This window comes from Desulfovibrio sp., assembly GCF_035644575.1.
Taxonomy (GTDB): domain Bacteria; phylum Desulfobacterota; class Desulfovibrionia; order Desulfovibrionales; family Desulfovibrionaceae; genus Desulfovibrio.
Genome location: NZ_DASQOG010000210.1, coordinates 42769 through 62264 on the forward strand (window position 1 = coordinate 42769; position 19496 = coordinate 62264).

Here is a 19496-nt window from a genome sequence, read left to right on the forward strand (position 1 = left end):
CCAATAATTGAGGGAAAGCACGCTGGCTCAAATTCCATTGTTGTTATTCGTTCCTATAGGCAAAAACTGGAATTGTCTGCCCATTATTTATTGAAATCTTTTGTACTTGCACTGTGTTATTATGCCATCTTTATTAACTATGAAATTCATCACGGTATAATAATCAACATTAATATACATTGGGGAAAGATTGAACGCAGGGGCATCAACGCCAATAGACTCATCTTGATTGTAGTAGTAGTAATATGCATATACCCGTTCACCGTCAGGAAGTTCTTTATACACCTCATCTGACTTAAATTTTCCTCCATTATAGTCGCCACTTACACAATAATTTATATACTTCTGCACAACAAATGCGTACATGCCCTGGCGAGCATGCATGTTTTTGGGCATCCAGAGCGTGAAGCCTTTTCCATTGTCATAGTTTTCTGGATACTCCCCAAACAGACCACTTTGGCTTCTGTCTGGCAGAGGGCCACAGGCGCAGAGCAGGGCAAACAGACAAAACAGGGCAATGTTTTTGTACATGGAGTTTCTCATTTATCAGATAACTGCCTGAAAGTAGCAAACCGTTCAGAGCAATGCTTTGGGGCCATTATTACCAACATGCCTCTGCCCCGCTCACGTTTTGCACAACTGCAAAGAGGCCTGCCCGCGCGCACAAAAGCTGCTCCGCAGCCTTTGGCGTCTAGGACTTTGCGAATCGTCGTTACTGCCTGTCATTACGCATCGCGCCCACCCCATGCGCACATTTGGTCCGTTTCAGACTGCCCAGCAAAAAAGATTGCGGGAATGCATGCTAGCTTAAATTTCACCGATGCTATTCGCTCCAACAGATGATTATTCGCAAATAACTTTCTGCATTTTTTAATAAAAATGCAAGTATTTGCAGCGTGTTATTATGCCGTCCTTATTAACTATAAAATTCATAACAACATAATAATCAACATTAATATGCATTGGTGTAAGATTGAACGCTGGCGCATCAACGCCAATAGATTCATCTTGATTGTAGTAATAGTAGTATGCATATACACGGCCACCGTCAGGGAGTTCTTTGTAAACATCGTCAGAATTATATTTCCCTCCATCAAAGTCGCCATTAGCGCAGTGGTCCATATGTTTTTGCACGACAAAAGCATACATTCCTTGCTCTGCATGCATGTTTTTTGGCATCCAAAGCGTAAAACCCTTTCCGTTATCATAATTTTCTGGATACCGGCCAAAAAGGCCGCTCTGGTTTCTCGATGGCGATGGGCCACAGGCACAGAGCAGTGTGAACAAGCAGAAGAGTGCAATGTTTTTGTACATGGAAGTTCTCATTCAGGTGATTATTCGCAAATAACTTGCTGCATCTTTTAATGAAAATGCAAGTATTTGCAGCGTGTTATTATGCCATCCTTATTAACTATAAAGTTCATTACAGTATAATAATCGACTTTAAATCTAATTGCTTTTGTATTGAATGTTGGGTTATCAATTCCAGCACTCTCCTCTTGATTGTAGTAGTAGTAATATGCATATACACGGCCACCGTCAGGAAGCTCTTTATAAACTTCATCTGACTTAAACTTTCCCCCATTATAGTCTCCATTGGCACAATAGTTCATATATTTCCGCACAACAAATTCATACATGCCTTGGCGGGCGTGCATATTCTTTGGCATCCAAAGCCAGGAGCCTTTTCCATCAGCATAATCTTCCGGATAGCGCCCAAACAAACCGCTTTGGCTTCTGTCTGGCAGAGGGCCACAGGCGCAGAGCAGGGCAAACAGGCAAAACAGGGCAATATTTTTGTACATGGAATTTCTCATTTATCAGATAACTGCCTGAAAGTGGCAAACCGTTCAGAGCAATGCTTTGGGGCCATTATTACCAACATGCCTCTGCCCCGCTCACGTTTTGCACAACTGCAAAGAGGCCTGCCCGTGCGCACAAAAGTTTGCTCCGCCGCCGTTGACATCTGGAGCTTTGCAGATCGTCGTTGCTGCCTGTCATTACGCATCGCGCCCACCCCATGCGCACACATCCGCTGAGCCTCAGTCAGTTCTGCAAAAAATTGAAAAAAGCACTCCAGCTAAAATTGCACTGCTGCAATCCGCTTCGGCAGGCAATTGTTGACAATTTCCTGGCCAACTTTTTTAATTAAATCTCATGTATTTACAATTTGTAATTATGCCGTCTTTATTAACTATAAAGTTCATTACAGTATAATATTTAACATTAATATACATTGGGGAAAGATTGAACGCAGGGGCATCAACGCCAATAGACTCATCTTGATTGTAATAGTAGTAATAAGCATACACACGGGAACCGTCTGGAAGTTCTTTATAAACCTCTTTTGATTCAAACTTTCCGCCATTATAATCCCCGTTTACGCAGTAGTTGATATATTTCTGCACAACAAATGCGTACATACCTTGGCGGGCATGCATATTATCTGGCATCCAGAGAGTGAAGCCGTCCGTATCAACAAAATTTTCAGGATACCGGCCAAACAGGCCGCTCTGGTTTCTTGATGGCGAAGGGCCACAGGCACAGAGCAGTGTGAACAGGCAGAGGAGTGCAATGTTTTTGTACATGGAAATTCTCACTTTTCAGTATTGAAACAACATACTGTGGACAACTCTAGTGCATCACTTTTTGTTTGTGGGTGGGGATGAAAACATATCTATCATTCAAGGCGGTTTGGCCCCCCCAGGGGTGGTGCCAATATCTCGTCAGACCTGTTACGATGCTGTTTCTTTGTTTTCTGGCACAGACAGCCCCACCGCTGCCCTTGGCTTTGTCCTTCTTTTTATCGCCACCTGCCAAGCCCCAAAATATCCGCTAAAAAACCGCTCGGGCTAGTCGCTACTTCATGCAGCGAATTGAGTCTGCTGATGGAGAATAGAAAAATCCTATGGCTCAAACACTGCCCAGGAACGCACATAGCCTTTCTGGACATAGCATTGATGAGTTCTTGCAGCACCGTATTATGGTGCCCAGCGTAAAACACTGCCCCTCATGAACCTGCGTGATTGTCCGCCCAGATACGAGGGAAGCAACGCGGCTCCTTCCCCACTGATTGTTTCAATGGGGCGCGCAAGGGCCTGTTTCCTTAAGCGCTGGCCTGGATTGGCCTTGCGACTCTTCGGGCGGGTTTAGAAGCATCTTGCGGCGCTGGTTACCATCCAGTTTTCGCAGACGCGGATCGTGTAACTTGATAACGCGATCAGGAAAAAAGGCGGCATGGACGCGGCAACATGCACATTATGCATAAGCAACAAAATCACCGTGAGGCATGCAGCTATTTTTTGCATCGCGAGGATATACTAGTACCCGATAATAGATGCAACTATATATAAATATTAGTTGATTGGTTGGTTTACTATAGATAGTTGAAACCAAATACGAACCAGTACAAATAAAAAAATTAATGAAAATTGACTATTCAAAATCACATAAGAGATATTTACACACACAAACTGCATAAATATCCAATTATAACATAATGTTAATGAATTTTTTGCTTTTTTGACTTCGACTTCTGCTCTGAAATTCTGACTTGCAACGGAAGCGGACAATCTTTGTCGGCAAATCTTAATGTTGCGGGGAAAAATGCGGACTAACGCGCTAGAATCATACATTGATATAGAAACAATTATTATATATCAAAAGCAAAAAATCAGGATGGATAATATGCTTATAATAAGAGCTGCAACAATACTTTTTGGCGCTGTTTTGGGATTTTACGCCGTACAGTTTATCCGCAAGTACAGGTTAAACCTAAAAACAATTTCTGAACTAAAGCGAATAAACCTCTGTCTTGACTTGGAAATTGAAGATTTGAGAGCAGAGTTAAAGAAGTATAAAAAGGGCAAATCTGAAATCGGCATTGAAGAAGTAAGTGATACGCACGGCAGCAATGAAAAACATGAGGACTAGATTCTGGCCGAGCGCTTGTAACCAATCTCCATTGTCCTGACATGCTGCGCAATGAGTAAGGATTACAATGACAAAATTTATAGTAAGGTCACTTTGCCTTCATGACGTTCATTCACTGCTCGAAGGCAAGATTTCGTTAAAGCAGATAGACTGTGCCGAATATCTACTTCCACGTATTGTTCTTCAAGCGGCACTTGATGCCCATACACAGGGAACTGAATGGTTTTGGTGCGCGCCGAGGCTTTTTATAGATGCCACTACAGGGCAAACCTTGGGAACCGCATCGTTTCTGGCCACAAACGATCCTGCTGTTTTTGAGATCGGTTATGGCACAGCAACAGAATTTCAGGGAATGGGGATTGCCTCACGCGGACTTGCATTGATGCTGGCAGAGGCGCAGGCCCACGATTCCGCAATGCGCTATATTGCCAAAACAGCCACTAACAACCGGGCCTCGCAGTGCGTACTTGAAAAGAACGGCTTTACGCCCTGCGGCAAAACCATAGATGTGGAAGACGGCGAGCTTGTTCTCTGGAGCAGATAGCTGCGCCGTCACCTCCAATCAGAAACACAGCAGCACTTTCGGTGTGTCGGGCGGCACTGCCCTATCAAGACAAACACAGACAGGCAATCCGGCAGCACGGTTAGTCAGAAAAACGATATTGTTCTTTTTTACACAAAGGTCTACTCTCAAGCATCAGGAGCTGAATCCGCAAAGACGGCTTCGCCCCCCCCCACGGTTGAAATTCTGTTTCCTTAACATCAACTAAGGAGTAGCACCGTGCGCCGTATCCTGCCTCTTTTTCTTGTCCTTTTACTTGTCGCCTTCAACGCATACGCTGCGGCACCCGCCAAACAGCTTCCTGGCGATCTTACCCTGGCCGAAGCGCAGACAGTGCTCAACACCGCGCTGGCTTTCTCTGTAAAACAGGGCATTCCCATGAACATTGCCGTGGTCGATGCCGGGGGCAACCTCAAAGCCTTTGTCCGTGAGGACGGAGCCTTTATTGGCAGCATCGATATTTCGCAAAAAAAGGCCATAACGGCCCGCTATTTCAACATGTCCACCGCCCAGCTTGGCGCTGCCTCCCAGCCGGGCAAGGAACTTTATGGCATTGAAGTCACCAACAGGGGTCTTGTGATCTTTGGCGGCGGCGAATTGCTGATCCGCAACGGCGTCATTGTTGGGGCCATCGGCGTGAGCGGCGGCAGCGTGGCTGAAGACACCGCCGTTTCCAAGGCTGGCGCAGCAGCGCTCAAGTAAGCCAACACAGAGGCAACACGCCCTATAACCTGAATATTCAGGAGGTTGCCGCACAGAACCCCTGCACGGCCCCCCCCAAAAAAACAACCCCCATCAGGCAAAAACAGGTACTCCTTCCGGTATACTCTGCCCGCCTGATGGGGGTTTTACTATTGTACGTCTCGCTGTTTGCCAGCGCGTTTGTGCGAGCTGAAAATACTTGCCAGCCCGACAAGAGAATGATGAAGAGTCAGCCCCTAAACTTCGTGCACCGCCGCGCAGTCCTTCTTGCCCAACCCCGCAGCCGCGCCACGCCCAAAGCGGGCAAAAACCAGATCCAGCAGGGGCACATCCACATTCATGCCATGGGCCATGCCGCAGCCAAGGCGCAGATCCTTGAGGGCGAGATCCAGCGCGAACCTTGGGGGATCATACTCCCCTTGGGCCATGGATTTTCCCCTGGCATCAAGCTGAAAACTGTGCGCGCCAGTTTCTCCAAGCAGTTGCAGCAGTAGATTTTTTTCCACACCTGCGGCCTCGCCTATGCGCAGCCCCTCGCTCAAAACAGCAAGATTTGCCATACCCACAAGATTGCTGACCAGCTTGACCGCGCAGGCAGCTTCCACCGTGCCCACATTGTTGAACACGCCAAGAACGGGCCAGACTTCGGCCAGCCCGGCAATGGCCTGCTGGTCGCCACCCACAAAGAGCGGAGCTTCGCCGCGTTCCGCATGGGCAGGCGTTTTGCCAAGGGTGCATTGAATGTAGGCAATGCCCTGCCTGTCTGCGGCCTCGGCAAGGGCTACGGCTGTCTGGGAATCGATTGTCGAGAGTTCCACATGCACGGAACCGGGCTGCATGTGCGCGTACAGGCCATCCGAACCGAGCGCTTTTTCCGTCAGATGTTCCGGCAGGGCCAGACATGTGAAAACCACCTTGCAGGAGGCCATGTCCGCCATGCTCATGGCGGGTACTCCGCTCGTTCCGGCGGCAAGGGTTTTATCCCTCCCTTCGGCGCTGCGGTTGTACACGTGCACGGTCTTGCCCGCGCGGATAAGATTGCGCGCCAGCGGCCCGCCCATCGCGCCTACGCCGATAAAACCAAATTCCATATCTCGTGCCCCCGCTATTTACCCTGCGCTGCGGCTTCGCAAGCGTCAATGCCGCCCTTGCCCAGCAGGCGCATCAAAAAATCATGCCTCTCCACCACAAGGTTGCGGCCCTGCTGTTGTGCCCGGCGCACCTGCGCGGCGTAGAGTTCCAGCGTTCTGTCCGAAAGCGTTTCAAGCTCGCAGCGCAGGTAACGGCGAAACATTCCCTGACCATTGCTTTTTATGACGTGCGGATAGCGCGCCTGCGCCTCATGCAGAAAAACCTCTTCGGCATCGGCGATTTCATCCAGCAGCGGGCTTGTGCTCAGGGGCGGCAGTCGGTCGTCCATGCGGGCGTATTTTTCAACCATAAGATTGCGGCTGTTCACTTCCGCCTGCCGCAAATCGGCAAGGTACGAGTCCAGCACGGCGTCTTCGTGCGCGGAATGGGCCATTTTACGCATGGCGCGAAAGGTGTCTGGCCGGGTCTGGCATTCTGAAACGCCGCCCTCGTTGTTGGTGGCCAGAAACATGGCAAGCTCGCGCTCAATGATCTCGGCAAGCGCTGCTTCCCGATCAAAATTTTCCTGCATAGCCTAGACTCCTTCTGCTCAGACCGTGGGGGCCGCAGCCGCTCTGGCCTGATGGCAGATCTCAAGATTTTTTTTGTAGCCCTGCGCTTCTGCGCCCATACCAAGACCAAGGCGGTCATACATGCTCACGGAGTCCTGCAAGGTCGCGGCGGCCTCGTCCCATTGCCCGGCAGAAGCCAGCGCCACGCCAAGATTGCCCAGAGAAAAGGCTGTTTCCTCGTGCTCGCCCAGCAGTTCCCGCCGCAAAGCCACGGCCTGACGGTGCAGGGCGATGCCCTCGGCGAGTTGGCCGCGTTCTTCGCAGATGCGCCCAAGGTTATTGAGGCAAACGCCCAGTTGCGGCACGCAAAAGCCCTGCTTTTCCCATATTTCCTTGGCGCTGAGCATGAGGGATTCCGCCCGGTCAAAATCGCGCTTGCGATAATAGGCGGAAGAAAGACGCAACTGCGCTTCCGCCACCTGTGGGGAATCCGACCCACAGGCCTCAATGGTAAGGCGCAGGGCTTCGCGCCCAAGATCAAGGCTTTCTTCAACCTTTTCAAGCCCAAGCAGTGCATGGGCAAGGTTCTGCATGGCCCCGAGGGTCATGGGCGCAGTGGGGCCCATGGTGGCGCGCAGCAGGGCAAGGCTTTCCTGCAGAGCCAAAACGGCGGCATCCGGGCGTTGCAGGGTAAAATTGGCGCGGCCCATGCCGTCCAGAGCCAGCGCGCGGCAGAGGTCATCGCCGGGATAGCGCGCAACAAGCGCTTCAAGCGCTTCGATGCACTTTTGCGGCTGGCCCTGCTTCATCAGATCAAGGGCGGGGCGCAGTTCATCAAGCCATTGGCGTTGTGCGGCCATCGGCAACTCCTCGTGGAATAGATCACTCAATCAGAGTAAAAAAGGCATCCTAACATAGCCAGAGGGCAAAAAGGCATGGGGCAGGATCAGCCTTGCAGCATATCCATATGCAGCAGGGCTGGCTCTTCCACATGCCGCAGAATCTGCGGGCCATGCTCCCAGAGCCAGTTGCCGGATGCGCGGCTCAAATCCACAGCGCGCAGATGCGCCGCCGCCATGCCGCAAAATTCTTCCACCGCCGCAACAATCTGCGCTCCGTGCTCCTGATTGGCCGGGGTCTGCGCCACAAGGCTCAACGCCCGCGCCAGTTGCGGGCCGAGCACGGGCAAGGTTGCGGCCAGCTTTCCCGCCCATTTGTAAAAGGGCATGTAACGGCGGTTGCACAAAAAGACGAAGGAAAGCGCCGCCTCGGCAAAGCGCGCCGTTGCCAGCATGGCCGCCACAGAATCATTACGCTTGAGGCTGCGGGGCAGATTGTATTGCCCGGCCTGAGCCATGATCATGCAGCGGGCCGCAATCTTTTTGAGCAGCACATCACGCGGATAACACGCCAGCAGGGCCTCGCGCCGCCGTGTAAATTCACCGCCCCGGTCTTCAAACACCTGACCGTTGGTGCAGGCTGCAAGCTGATGTTCGGGGATGGCAAGCCACTGCTGCCAGGTGGCGGGCACATCATCCAGCCCGGTAAAAAAGGCGTAAAAATCTTCGATGGGCAGCGGCCCCACCCTGCCCTGCCTGCGTTCAGGCGCAAGCCTGCTTGCAAAGCCCTGAAACTCGCGGGGCAAGCAGGCAAAGGCAGCCTCTATGCGCGGCAGTTCTGCTCGCAGAACCTGGCGCGGCAGCCAGAGGCAAAAGGCCGGGCCAAAATCGTGATCCTGGGATTCCGCATCGTCGCAGCCAAAGCATTCCGAGCCTTCCCCCACCAGACCAGCGGCGGCCACGTCCATAATGTCGGGAATCTCCGCCCGCAAGGCGGGAAGGCAGGCCGCATAAAATTCACGCGCAAGGTTCAGACCCTTCATGCATACTCCAGAATATTCAGTCGCGCTGCAATGGCGCAGATTGCAACAGCCACCACTGCGAAAACCTGCGGCAAACCATGCCGCCAGATGTATTGATCTGGCAGGCGCGGCCGCTAACCATGCTTGATGGCTTCAATTTCCTTAACTTTGCGAAAGATGGTGCTGCGGTCCATCTGGAACTGACGCGAAAGCTCGCTGATGGAGCCATAGCGCTGCATGCCTTTTTCAATGACCGCAGTTTCCACTTCCTTCATGATGCTTTTGAGCGAGCGGCCTTCAATGGAGGGCAAGGCGTAATGCCCTTCGCCGGATTCGCACGGCGGCAAGGGGCGGATGCCCGCCAGATCGCGCACGCCCACAAGCCCGTGCTTGCACGTTACCACCAGCCCCTGCACGAGGTTTTCCAGTTCGCGCACATTGCCCGGCCATGTGTGGTTTTGCAGCACCTGCTTGGCCTCGTCAGAGAGGTTCACGGCCTTGCGGTACTTCTTGCCGTAAAAAGTAAAAAAGCTCTGCGCCAGCGGCAAAATGTCCACACGGCGCGAGCGCAGGGGCGGGATGTTCAGCACCGCCACCTTGAGTCGGTAATAAAGGTCCGAGCGGAACGTGCCTTTGGCTACCTCGCGCTCCAGTTCCTTGTTGGTGGCGGCCACAACGCGCACATCCACCTTTTTGGGCACTGTGGCGCCCACGCGCAGCACTTCCCAGTCCTGCAGCACTCGCAGCAGGCGCGACTGCATGGTCATGGGCAGCTCGCCGATTTCATCAAGAAAGAGCGTGCCGCCCGAGGCCGCCTCCACAAGCCCGGCCTTGCCGTGCTTGCTTGCGCCGGAAAAACTGCCGGGAACATAGCCGAACAGTTCCGTTTCGATCAGGTTTTCAGGGATGCTGCCGCAGTCCACCTTGATAAAAGGGGCATCGGCCCGCAGGCTGTTGCGGTGGATATGCCGGGCCACAACGTCCTTGCCCACGCCGGTTTCACCCAGCAGCAACACGGTTGCGTCCGTTTCCGCAATGGCGGAGGCTTCGGCGTACAGACGCTGCATGACAGGGCTTTGCACCACGCGCGGGTACTGGTTGCCCGTGGCGCCTTCACTGCTGAGATTCTGAAAAGTTTCAAGCAGTTCGCGCTGCGCGGTGATTTCCTCGCGCAGTTCGGTCAGGGCCGTGATGTCGCGGATAACCGTCACCACGTAGGCGACATTGCCCGAGGCGTCCTTTACAGGATGCCCGTCAAGCAGCAGGGTGCGCCCGTTGTAGAGATTCTGTACACTTGAGACCTTTTGCCCTGTTTCCACAATGCGCGGATTAAGCACAACGTCAAAAATGCCGTTCTGCACCATGTCCTGAATGCGGCTCCCCATCATCTTTTCACGGGAAATACCGGTCAGTTCCGCATGGCGCTTGTTCACGAGCGTAACGATGCCCTCCCGGTCAGTAACGCAGATGGCGTCCCGGAAGGTATCGCAAAGTTGTTCTACATAGTCTGCTAGCATGTGGGGATTGTACATGCATTATCTCCCAGGGCGCAAGTATGCTCCCACGCCCGGTTTAGGGGCATGGGAGCAAATGAAAGGCGCTGCCGTCCGGCAAAAGCCGACAGCGTGTTCCATTGTTAGAACCCTTCGGCGCTGGTGGCTTCTACCATTGCGGTCTTAGGGGTTTGGGTAACAGTATTGCTGGCCTGGGCATTGCGGCGGGCGCGGGCCATGCGGCTGAGCCACAGGGTGGAAAGCGCGCTGAGCACGCCGATGCCGGCCAGATAACCGCAGAGGTACCAGGGCGCGCCGTCGGCCATGCCGGTGAGCATGGTGGCAACCATGGGGGTCATACCGGAGGCGAAGATGGCGGTGAACTGATAAACAAAGGAGATGCCGGAGTAACGCACCGAGGCGTCGAAGCTTTCAGAAAACACGCTGGACATGGTGCCGAACACGGCGGCGTGCAGGATGCCGAAGGGCAGCGCCAAGGAGAGCACGACGAACAGGTAGTTGCCGGAGAAATTATGCAGCACCCAGAAGGCCGGGAAGCTGGAAATGCCAAGCAGCACAGCGCACACGCCGTAAATTTTGGCCTTGCCGTGCTTGTCGGCCATATGGCCCCAGAAGGGGATGAAGCAGGACATGACGAGGGAGGAAATCATCACGGCGGTCAGGGCTGCGGAGCGGCTAATGCCGTGCTGCTGGGTAAGATAGGTGAGCGAATACACGCCAAAGACGTTGAAGGACACGCCGTCGATGAAGCGTGCGCCCATGCAGGCCAGCATCATCTTGGGATAACGCTTGAAGGCATCCAGCAGGGGATACTTGGCTTCAGGCATCTTCTCCTTGGCTTCAGAAAAGTCCTTGGTTTCCTGAACGGTGCTGCGCATGTAGCCGCCAACGGCAAGCAGCACGGCAGAAAGCAGGAAGGCCACGCGCCAGCCCCAGTTAAGGAAGGCTTCGTCAGAAAGGGTAACGGAGAAAAAGCCCACGATGCCCGAGGCAAGCAGCAGGCCAAGCGACATGCCGATCTGCGGCAAGCTGGCGTAAAAGGCGCGCTTGTCTGCCGGTGCGGATTCGTAAGACATGAGCACCGCGCCGCCCCACTCGCCGCCAAGGCCAATGCCCTGGGCAAGACGGCAGACGATCAGCAGGATAGGCGCCCAGATGCCAATGGTGTGGTAGGTGGGGATAAGGCCGATGCAGACCGTGGCGATACCCATGATTTCCAGGGTCAGGATGAGCATTTTTTTACGGCCAAGCTTGTCGCCGAAGTGACCAAAAATCACGCCGCCCAAAGGCCGCGCCACAAAGCCGACCGCAAATGTGGCAAAAGCAAGCATAGTGCCTATACGCGCGTCAAAATCGGGGAAGTACAGCTTGTTGAAGAAAAGCCCGGCCACAACGCCGTACAGGAAGAAGTCGTACCATTCGATGACGGCGCCGATGATGGACGAAGCCACAACGCGGCGCAGATTCTTCTTCTGGTCGTGAGTCATTTGTTCGCTATGCATGGTTTTCCTTTGATCCTTTTGCCTGGATGTTCATACTGGCCTTTGCGCCAAAGCGCTAGCGCCCGGGGGGAACATTCCCTGAGCCACTTCGTATATTCATTACCTGGACACGAAACCGATTCCGCTCCCGGTCAAAGCTCGCTGGGCAGATGCGCAGCCTCACGGCTTGCGCCTGCAGTCATTAAAGATTGAGCAGTCGCGCCGCGTTGTTGTACATGACGTTTTCAAGCGTTTCCGGCGTAAAGGGGAGCCGCTTGTACAGCTCGATCTGCTCCTGAAAATCCATAAAGGGCGCGGCGCTGGCAAAGAGCACCTTGTCGCCGATGAGAGTATTGGCGGCCTTGATGTAACCCTCGGAGAAAGGCTGTTCCTCGTATTCCGCAAGGTCGATGTACACGTTGCGGTTGCGGTGCACGGTCATGATGACCTCGCTCACCCAGGGGTAGCAGCCGTGGCTGATAACAATCTTGAGCTTGGGAAAATCGGCGGCGATGCGGTCGATATGCCGGGGGTGGGCATCGTCCATCACAGCGCCGTCCACCCGTGTGGCGGGGCCGGTTGTGATGACGATGGGCACGTCAAGTTCGCAGCATTTGGCGTAGATGGGATAATACTTGGCATGGCTGGCAGGGATGCGCGCAAGGTACGGGTCAATGGCCGCGCCACGCATGCCTTTGTTCACCATGTTTGTAAGCTCGGCTGTGGCGTCCATGCCCTTGTGGGGATCAAGGCCAGCAAAACCGATGAACTTGTCCGGGTACTGGCGCATGAGCTCAAGAATGCCGGGATTGGCAGATCCAAGACCATAGGTGGTTTCAGCGTCACGCCCTGTCACAACCCCTTTGACCACGCCCTGCTTTTCCATGTCGGCAACGATCTTTTCAATGGGCTCTGGCTTGGCCCGGTCAGCGTATTTGAAAAGTTCAAACATACCGCCGAACACTTTGTTGGAAAGCATTCCCTTAACGGCGTCAGGGGTGCTGGGGCGAAAACGGAAATCAATGATGTTCATGAAACATTCCTTTAGGAATAAAAATTGTGCCTCGCGGCTATGCATCCCTAAAGGCAAGAAGCGTGCCTATTGTGAAATTGAGTGCAAAAACAGGGGAGCTAATAGTGTTAACAATTGATATTATTAAAAAATATGTATAATATCAATGTTTTATAAAAAATACTGCGGGAAAATATATTTCTGACAACCTGTGCCTGTTGACTGCTCTCACAAATAGAGCTGCACACTGCCCTCACCTTGATTGCAAATGGCAAAAAGAGACGTAAATAATTTTATAACACACTTAAATAATTATATATTTTAATCAGGAATAGGAATTGTTTATCAAAGCCTCTCACGCATATCCACTTGTTGCAAAATTGCAACAAGCCAAAAAACAATATTTTATCATTACAAATAAGCATGTTATCTAAAGATTAAATCGCCAACCTGTGCAAAAAAACACACACGCAATAGCTGGCTGTGCATTTTTACACAACCACAAATATTCACCTAAAAACAGAGCGCCAGAGCCTTGCAGCCCTGGCGCGTGATTCCATAAAAACACAATAAATTCAGCACTAAGAAGCAATCTTTCTCAAGCGCTCCATCTTTTCTTCATCAAGCTTTGCGCCTTCCAGTTCATACTGGCGGCCAAGGTAGCCATACTTGGGTTGCCCCATGCGGTGGTAGCCCAACAGCTCGTACTGGATATTGGGCCGCCGGGGGATCGACTCGCGGATAGCAAGGATATCGTCCTCTGTGTCATTGAATCCGGGTACCACCGGGGTGCGCGCAAGTATGGGCAATTGGGGAAAATCCTCGCAGACTCGTGCAAAATTGCGCAAAATCAGCATATTATCCACGCCCGTATGTTTTTTGTGCTGCACAGGATCAAGGCTCTTTATATCAAAAATCAGCTTGTTCAGGTGCTTGCAAGCCTCATGCAGATGCTCGTAGGGATAGCAGCCGCAGGTTTCGATGGTGGTATTGATGTGGTGCTTGCGGGCCTCGCGCAGCAGGGCATTGGCAAATTCGTGCTGCATGAGGGCTTCGCCGCCAGAGAGGGTCATGCCGCCGCCGGAGCGGTGATAAAACACGCCGTCTTCTTCAACTTTATCAAGTACCTGCCGCACAGACATGGTCTCGCCGTATACGCTCTGCGCGCCTGAGGGGCAGGCCTGAACACAGGCAAAACATTCGCTGCACTTGCTGCGGTCGTGCACGATCAGGCCATCCACAAGGCTGAGCGCGCCAGATGTACAGGAGTTGAGGCAACGCCCGCAAACCTGGGCAGTAAGACAGCGCGAGGGATTGAAGGCATGCTCGGGATGAAGATTCTGCGATTCGGGGTTGCTGCACCAGCGGCAACGCAGAGGGCAACCCTTGAGGAAAACCAGGGTGCGGATACCTTCGCCATCGTGCACGCTGAACTTCTGTATATTAAAAACAACACCTTGTGCTTGTGCGTCAGTCATGGGGTCATCCTTGGTGTGCGGCCAGCCCTGGCGCGCCGTTGGAGGAAATTCAAAGGGGGAAGGGATTGCTCCCCTCCCCCCGGAGCGTTGGCACGGTCAACGCGGTCAGAAATCAGGAACAGATGGCGGGCTTGCGCTCTGTTAAACGGCTGATTTCCGCGCTGAAAATTTGCGGGAGGGGGCTGCCCCCTCCCCAGACGGTCTGTTCTTTTAAGGGTTTTGGAGAGTATCGTTGCGAGGGGCCCTTGGTATCCGGCAAGAAACTTGACGCAGTCCGGCAAAAGCCCCTCGCGACGATATGTTAGAACTGGGCGTGTTCGGTACGGTCGATGATGTCGTTCTGCAAGTCGCGGGAAAGATCGCAGAAGTACGCGCTGTACCCTGCAATACGCACCAGCAGGCTGCGGTAGTTGTCGGGTTCTTTCTGGGCGTTGAGCAGGGTCTGCCTGTTCACGATGTTGAACTGCAGGTGCCACAGCTTGAGGTCGCACCATGTGCGGATAAGGTTCACGATCTTCTCGGTGCCTTCATCGCCGGAAACGCACTTGGGCGACAGCTTGATGTTCAGCAGGCGGGAAGCGCGGTTGGTCATGCCGTAGTTCTTGGAATGGTAGTTGGAAAGCAGCACTGCGGTGGGGCCATTCTTGTCCGCGCCGTGCGAAGCGGAAGAACCGTCGGAAAGCGCAGTCCAGGCATGGCGGCCATTGGGCGTGGCGGAAACCACCTTGCCAAAGGGCACATGCGAGGTGATGGGCACGTAGCGCACGTCCACATGCACGCCGCGATCGCGGGAGCTCTTTTCGGCTTCCACCTGGGTCACGCGGTCAACGTCCTTGGCAATGCTGTCCACGTAGGGATCATTGTTGCCGTAGCAGGGGGCGTTGCGCAGCATTTCGCGCACGGGTTCGGCGCCCTTGAAGTCGGCCTTGCAGGCTTCCACCACTTCTTTCATGCTCAGGCGCTTTTCTTCAAACACCAGCTTTTTGATGGCGGCAAGGGAGTCCACCACAGTGCCGTAGCCCAGGAATTCAAAGTAGGAGTAATCCACACCGCCGGGGATCTTTTCGCAGTGCAGATCCATGAGGTTTTCCATGCACAGGTTGTGCAACACGGAAGAAAGCGGCGCGGCAAAGTGCTGCGGGCGCAGCTTGTCCACCACATGCTGCTGCTGGAAGGCCTTGCGCAGCAGGTTGAGGTGCTGGGCCTTGTATGCTTCGTAAAAGTCTTCCCAGCTCTTGAAGGAAGTCGCTTCGCCCGTTTCAAGGCCCACAACTTCATCGCCGTAGTGCTGCATGCGGCCATTGTACATGGTCATTTCAAGGGCGGTGGCAAAGTTCACGTACACGCAACCGGAGGTATAGGTATCGCGGTTGGGCATGCGGGTTTCGGTGCAGCCGGAAACGGCGTAGTCCAGAGCTTCGTTGACCGGGCAGCCCTTGATGGTGTTGAGGAACACCACTTCTTCATCGTTGATGAGCTTGGGGAAGCCGGAGCCGTCCTTGATGGTCAGGGCCACTTCGCGCAGGAAGCGTTCGGGCGAACGGGAGTGGATGCGCGCGGCAAGGTCGGGGTAGTTGAGCGGGAATTCGCGCTTGGATTCAAGGAACAGGTAGGTCAGGTCATTGGTGGCGTCTTCGCCATCGGGGGTCTGGCCGCCGATGGTCACGGCTTCCCAGTGAGCGTAACCTTCCTGGAACTCAACGCCCGTGGGGTTGATGTACAGGTCGATGAACTGGGCCATGTCCACCCACATGCATTCGAGCAGTTCCTTGGCTTCTTCGCGGGTGATGATGCCTTCTTCAATATCTTTTTTGTACAGGGGGTACAGATACTGGTCCATGCGGCCATTGGAGATGATGGCGCTGGCCTTCTGTTCAATGCGCGAGAACATCTGCACAAACCACTGGCACTGCATGGCTTCGCGGAAGCTGCGGGCAGGATGTGCAGGCACGTGATCGCAGGTTTCGGCGATCTGGAGCAGCTCGGCCTTGCGCTTGGGGTCGCCTTCCTTGGCGGCAAGTTCGCGGGCCAGATCGGCGTGGCGCTTGGCCCAGATCATGATGGAGTCGCACACGAGGATCATGGCTTCGAGGAAGGGCTTCTTGTCCCACAGATCAACCGAGTTGCTCAGATCAAGGGTGGCAAGCTTTTCGCGGGCTTCTTTCTGAATATCAAGGAAGCCGCGCTTGATGACCTTTTCGTAGTCCGGCACCCACTGAAGGGCCGAACGGTAGGACGAGGTTTCGCTCACCACGAACTTGGACTTGAGGCCGCGTTCGTCCACATAGGTGACGTTGCGGATTTCGGCGGGCAGAGTCTTGTTGAGGTGTTCATGGTAGGTCTTGCCTTCCCAGTAGGGGGCGATCTCTTCCATAACAACCTTGATGTCTTCCTGCGAGATCTGGAAGGGGCTCTTGTCGCGGTGCTCCAGGTCGGCCAGCACTTCGCGGTAAAAGTCGCCGTCGATTTCAGGATACAGAATGCCGTAACGGCCAAACTTGCCCACGCGGCCAGCAATAAGCTGGTTGGGGGTAATGTAGACGGTGATTTTTTCGGCCACGTTTTTCAGGGCCTTGGCCCAGCGCAGGGTCAGCAGTTCACCTTCGGTTTCGCGCATGGATTCGGTGAAATACTTGGCGCGCTCAACGTCCACATGGGGAAGGCTGAACTGGTTCTGTTCCAGAATGCCGTAAACGCGCTCGCGGCCTTTACGGTCAACGCTTTTATTGACAACGCGTTCTTCCTGGGGGGACATGCAGCAACCGCACTGACTCATGATGAAACTCCTGAATGGTGATTATGTTCAAGCGAGATGCTTGTGATATTCATCTCAATGACCATCTATGAGCATCATCCGTGCCATTATATTTAACATCATGTAATATTTATATTTTTTAAAAATTTCCAAAAAGTTTCTGAAGCAGCCACGCATTCTTATTGTTGTAAATTTGCAACATATTTTTCATAACATACTTAATTTAAAGCATAATTTAAAAAAGTGTTTTTTTGCAACAGTGCAAAAAAACACTTTTTCACAAGCAGGCAGTTCAAAAGCCCCCGCAGCATCAGGATTACGCCATTCTCAACGCCCGGATGCACCACCGTTTCCCGACAAGCAGACGGTCAGGCTTCCTGGTTACGAAAATGCCTGACCGTCCTGCAAGCAAACAGCGTGCGCACCTGCGCGGCGTGCCAATCTCCTGCTTTTACAGCATTTCGATAAATGCCTCGATGCGAACCTTGAGCTGTTCCGTATCCGTTTCAGAATAATCTGTTTCAATTTGCAGGAAGGGCAACTGCAAGGACTCCTGCACAAACTTTTTGAGGGAGGACGATTCCACCGCATAGGTCTGGCAGCCCTGCCAGGTCAGATCAACCACCGCATCCACCGCAAAATCTGCCGCCAGTTCACCGATGGCCTCGTAACGGCGCGGATTGGGCGACATGACGGCACAGGGAACATCCAGATAACGGCGGGCCATTTCGGTCAGCGGGTCGCCCTGCTCGTCCATCATTACGCGGGTTTTCTTGTAACCGGAGCAGTTATCAAGGCAAACCACGCTGCCGCCGCATTCTTCGATCAGACGCACAACCTTGTGCGACCCCATGCCCACAGGAACGCCCGTAAGCAGTATGCGCGGCGCGGTTGCGGCAACGCCTGTCTGGCCCGCATCGGCCATTTTACCAAGCTCGTCCGCCAGCTCCCGCATCATGGAGATGCCTTTTTCCTTGTCGGGGAAGAAGGACGTTTTGAACCCGATTTCAAGCAGTTCCATACCCGTAATGGGCGAGGGCTTGCGCTTTGCAAGATCCATAACGGCCTTGAGGGCCAGGCGTTCGCGGTTCATGAGCTTGATGGCGTCGCGCAACTTCTGCTCGGTGATGGATACGTCAAATTCTTTTTCCAGATAGGCGATGAGCAGTTCAAACTGGTGCCGCCAGTAGGCAAGGGCATCATCATTCTGCACCTGGGGCAGTTGCAACAGAAAAACGGGCTTATAAGCTGCAAGTAGCTCGTACATTTTCTTTTTGCCATCACAGGTGGTGTCGGCCACCACCACATCAGCGGCGCTCAGGTAAGGGCAGCTGTCTTTAAGCGCAAAGCCGAAACTGCTCTTGATAAGCGGACAAAGGGCGCGGGGCAGCATTTCTTCTGCTGCGGGGATGGAATCATTGCGGGTGCCGCACAAAGAAACCGGGATGGCCCCTGCGGCAACCGCTATTTCAGAGGGGCTGTACAGGCAGTACTGCCCCACAACCTTTTTACCTTCCCTCTTGGCCTCCTGCACTGCCAGAGCGTTTTTTTCAAAAGCGGTAATAATGCTGTCAAAGCTGGCACACTTCATGATGCTTTCCTTCCTTGCGAGGTTATTGAGGTTATTACTGTGTATTGAGAGCGCGGTCTTTTTTCGCGCACAAATCTACGGCAATCAGGGCCGCCCCCAGCGCGCCCACGGTCTGCGGGTCGTGGGGCACCTGAACGGGCAGGCCAAGTTCGTCTGAAAGAATGGCGGCAAAGGCGGGGCTGGTTGCCAGACCGCCGGTGAAAACGCATTCCCCCTGCATGGGGATGCGCCGGGCAAGGGCGCACATTCTGCGGGCAATGGCGCGGAAGACCCCTGCTGCAATATCTTGCGGCGGTGTGCTGCGGGCCAGCAGACCCACAATTTCTGTTTCCGCAAACACGGCGCACATGCTTGAGATGGCCACAGGCTTGCCAGTTGCGGCTGCCTTGCCCAGCTCGTCCAGCGGCATGTTCAAAATGCCCGAGAGCACCTGCAAAAAACGCCCGGTGCCTGCCGCGCACTTGTCGTTCATCAAAAAATCGCGCACTGCGCCCGGCTTGCTGGCGGATTTGACCGAAACCAGATTGCCCGTGCCGCTGGCCGCATCCAGATTGGCCGCCTCCGCTTCTCGCGGAATATCCAGACTTATCACCTTGCTGTCCTGCCCGCCGATATCGAGCACAAACCCTGCGCGGGGGAAAAGATGCGCAGCGCCCCGGGCGTGGCAACTGATCTCCGTAACCGTTTTGTCGGCAAAAGGCAGGGCAATGCGCCCGTAACCCGTAGCAGTGACATGCCTCAGATCGTTGCGCGCCATTGCGGCTGCCTCGCAGGCATTGTTGAGCGCAAATTCGCCCGCCTCGGCGGTATTCCAGCCTGTGGGCAGCACTGCCCGCCCGGCAATCTGCGAGCCGCCGTTGGGCAGCACCTCAAGCACAACGGCCTTTGCAGCTACAGAACCCACATCAATTCCAGCTACATACATAGCGCATACTCCTGATCGTACCCTTTGTTGCGGTACAAA

General features: G+C 53.7%; 18 protein-coding genes. 3 read left to right on the plus strand and 15 right to left on the minus strand.

The genetic code is table 11. From position 1 onward, the window contains the following. Positions 1–87: 87 nt before the first annotated feature. From VEZ52_RS11600 to VEZ52_RS11615, 4 genes are all read right to left on the minus strand, one after another. On the minus strand, positions 88–531 hold the full coding sequence (locus tag VEZ52_RS11600; RefSeq protein ID WP_324836952.1) for a hypothetical protein: 444 nt from the start codon (positions 529–531) through the stop codon (positions 88–90). 339 nt (positions 532–870) lie between these two features. After that, a complete protein-coding gene (locus VEZ52_RS11605) occupies positions 871–1314 on the minus strand; it encodes a hypothetical protein (protein ID WP_324836953.1) in 444 nt (147 codons plus the stop codon). 47 nt (positions 1315–1361) lie between these two features. Further along, positions 1362–1805, minus strand: coding sequence for a hypothetical protein (locus VEZ52_RS11610; protein ID WP_324836954.1), 444 nt, complete (start codon positions 1803–1805; stop codon positions 1362–1364). A 339-nt stretch (positions 1806–2144) separates the two neighbouring features. After that, entirely contained in the window at positions 2145–2588 is a 444-nt protein-coding gene (locus VEZ52_RS11615; protein WP_324836955.1) for a hypothetical protein, read from the minus strand. Between the two features lie 1099 nt (positions 2589–3687). Between VEZ52_RS11615 and VEZ52_RS11620 the strand changes: the two genes are divergently transcribed. The 3 genes from VEZ52_RS11620 to VEZ52_RS11630 all read left to right on the plus strand — a co-directional run bounded on the left by VEZ52_RS11620 (position 3688) and on the right by VEZ52_RS11630 (position 5197). Further along, positions 3688–3933 carry a hypothetical protein gene (locus tag VEZ52_RS11620; RefSeq protein WP_324836956.1) on the plus strand — a complete coding sequence of 82 codons (246 nt, stop codon included), beginning with the start codon at positions 3688–3690 and terminating at the stop codon, positions 3931–3933. Between the two features lie 67 nt (positions 3934–4000). Continuing rightward, positions 4001–4477 carry a GNAT family N-acetyltransferase gene (locus VEZ52_RS11625; protein WP_324836957.1) on the plus strand — a complete coding sequence of 159 codons (477 nt, stop codon included), beginning with the start codon at positions 4001–4003 and terminating at the stop codon, positions 4475–4477. 237 nt (positions 4478–4714) lie between these two features. Continuing rightward, on the plus strand, positions 4715–5197 hold the full coding sequence (locus tag VEZ52_RS11630) for a GlcG/HbpS family heme-binding protein (RefSeq protein ID WP_298996946.1): 483 nt from the start codon (positions 4715–4717) through the stop codon (positions 5195–5197). Between the two features lie 236 nt (positions 5198–5433). On the opposite strand, the gene VEZ52_RS11635 is transcribed toward VEZ52_RS11630, so the two are convergent. The 11 genes from VEZ52_RS11635 to VEZ52_RS11685 form a co-directional block, all read right to left on the minus strand. Beyond that, a complete protein-coding gene (locus VEZ52_RS11635; RefSeq protein ID WP_324836958.1) occupies positions 5434–6288 on the minus strand; it encodes an NAD(P)-dependent oxidoreductase in 855 nt (284 codons plus the stop codon). A gap of 14 nt (positions 6289–6302) precedes the next feature. Further along, positions 6303–6860: a DUF4125 family protein gene (locus VEZ52_RS11640; RefSeq protein ID WP_324836959.1), complete on the minus strand. Its 558-nt coding sequence runs from the start codon at positions 6858–6860 to the stop codon at positions 6303–6305. 18 nt (positions 6861–6878) lie between these two features. Continuing rightward, entirely contained in the window at positions 6879–7700 is an 822-nt protein-coding gene (locus VEZ52_RS11645; protein WP_324836960.1) for a tetratricopeptide repeat protein, read from the minus strand. Positions 7701–7786: 86 nt separating this feature from the next. Next, positions 7787–8722 (minus strand): DUF4037 domain-containing protein, encoded by a 936-nt coding sequence (locus VEZ52_RS11650; protein WP_324836961.1) that lies wholly within the window; start codon positions 8720–8722, stop codon positions 7787–7789. 113 nt (positions 8723–8835) lie between these two features. Then, the gene (locus VEZ52_RS11655; protein WP_324836962.1) at positions 8836–10233 is read right to left on the minus strand and encodes a sigma-54 interaction domain-containing protein; all 1398 of its coding nucleotides are present in this window, start codon (positions 10231–10233) and stop codon (positions 8836–8838) included. A gap of 104 nt (positions 10234–10337) precedes the next feature. Then, the gene (locus tag VEZ52_RS11660; protein ID WP_324836963.1) at positions 10338–11717 is read right to left on the minus strand and encodes an MFS transporter; all 1380 of its coding nucleotides are present in this window, start codon (positions 11715–11717) and stop codon (positions 10338–10340) included. 181 nt (positions 11718–11898) lie between these two features. Then, positions 11899–12729, minus strand: a complete 831-nt coding sequence (locus tag VEZ52_RS11665; RefSeq protein ID WP_324836964.1) for an amidohydrolase family protein — start codon at positions 12727–12729, stop codon at positions 11899–11901. Between the two features lie 560 nt (positions 12730–13289). Continuing rightward, a complete protein-coding gene (gene hpsH, locus VEZ52_RS11670) occupies positions 13290–14186 on the minus strand; it encodes a (2S)-3-sulfopropanediol dehydratase activating enzyme (protein WP_324836965.1) in 897 nt (298 codons plus the stop codon). A gap of 301 nt (positions 14187–14487) precedes the next feature. Continuing rightward, positions 14488–16962: a (2S)-3-sulfopropanediol dehydratase gene (gene hpsG / locus VEZ52_RS11675; protein ID WP_324836966.1), complete on the minus strand. Its 2475-nt coding sequence runs from the start codon at positions 16960–16962 to the stop codon at positions 14488–14490. 430 nt (positions 16963–17392) lie between these two features. Further along, entirely contained in the window at positions 17393–18532 is a 1140-nt protein-coding gene (locus tag VEZ52_RS11680) for a double-cubane-cluster-containing anaerobic reductase (RefSeq protein WP_324836968.1), read from the minus strand. 34 nt (positions 18533–18566) lie between these two features. After that, complete coding sequence (locus VEZ52_RS11685) at positions 18567–19457, minus strand: acyl-CoA dehydratase activase (RefSeq protein WP_324836969.1); 891 nt, start codon at positions 19455–19457, stop codon at positions 18567–18569. Positions 19458–19496: the final 39 nt, after the last annotated feature.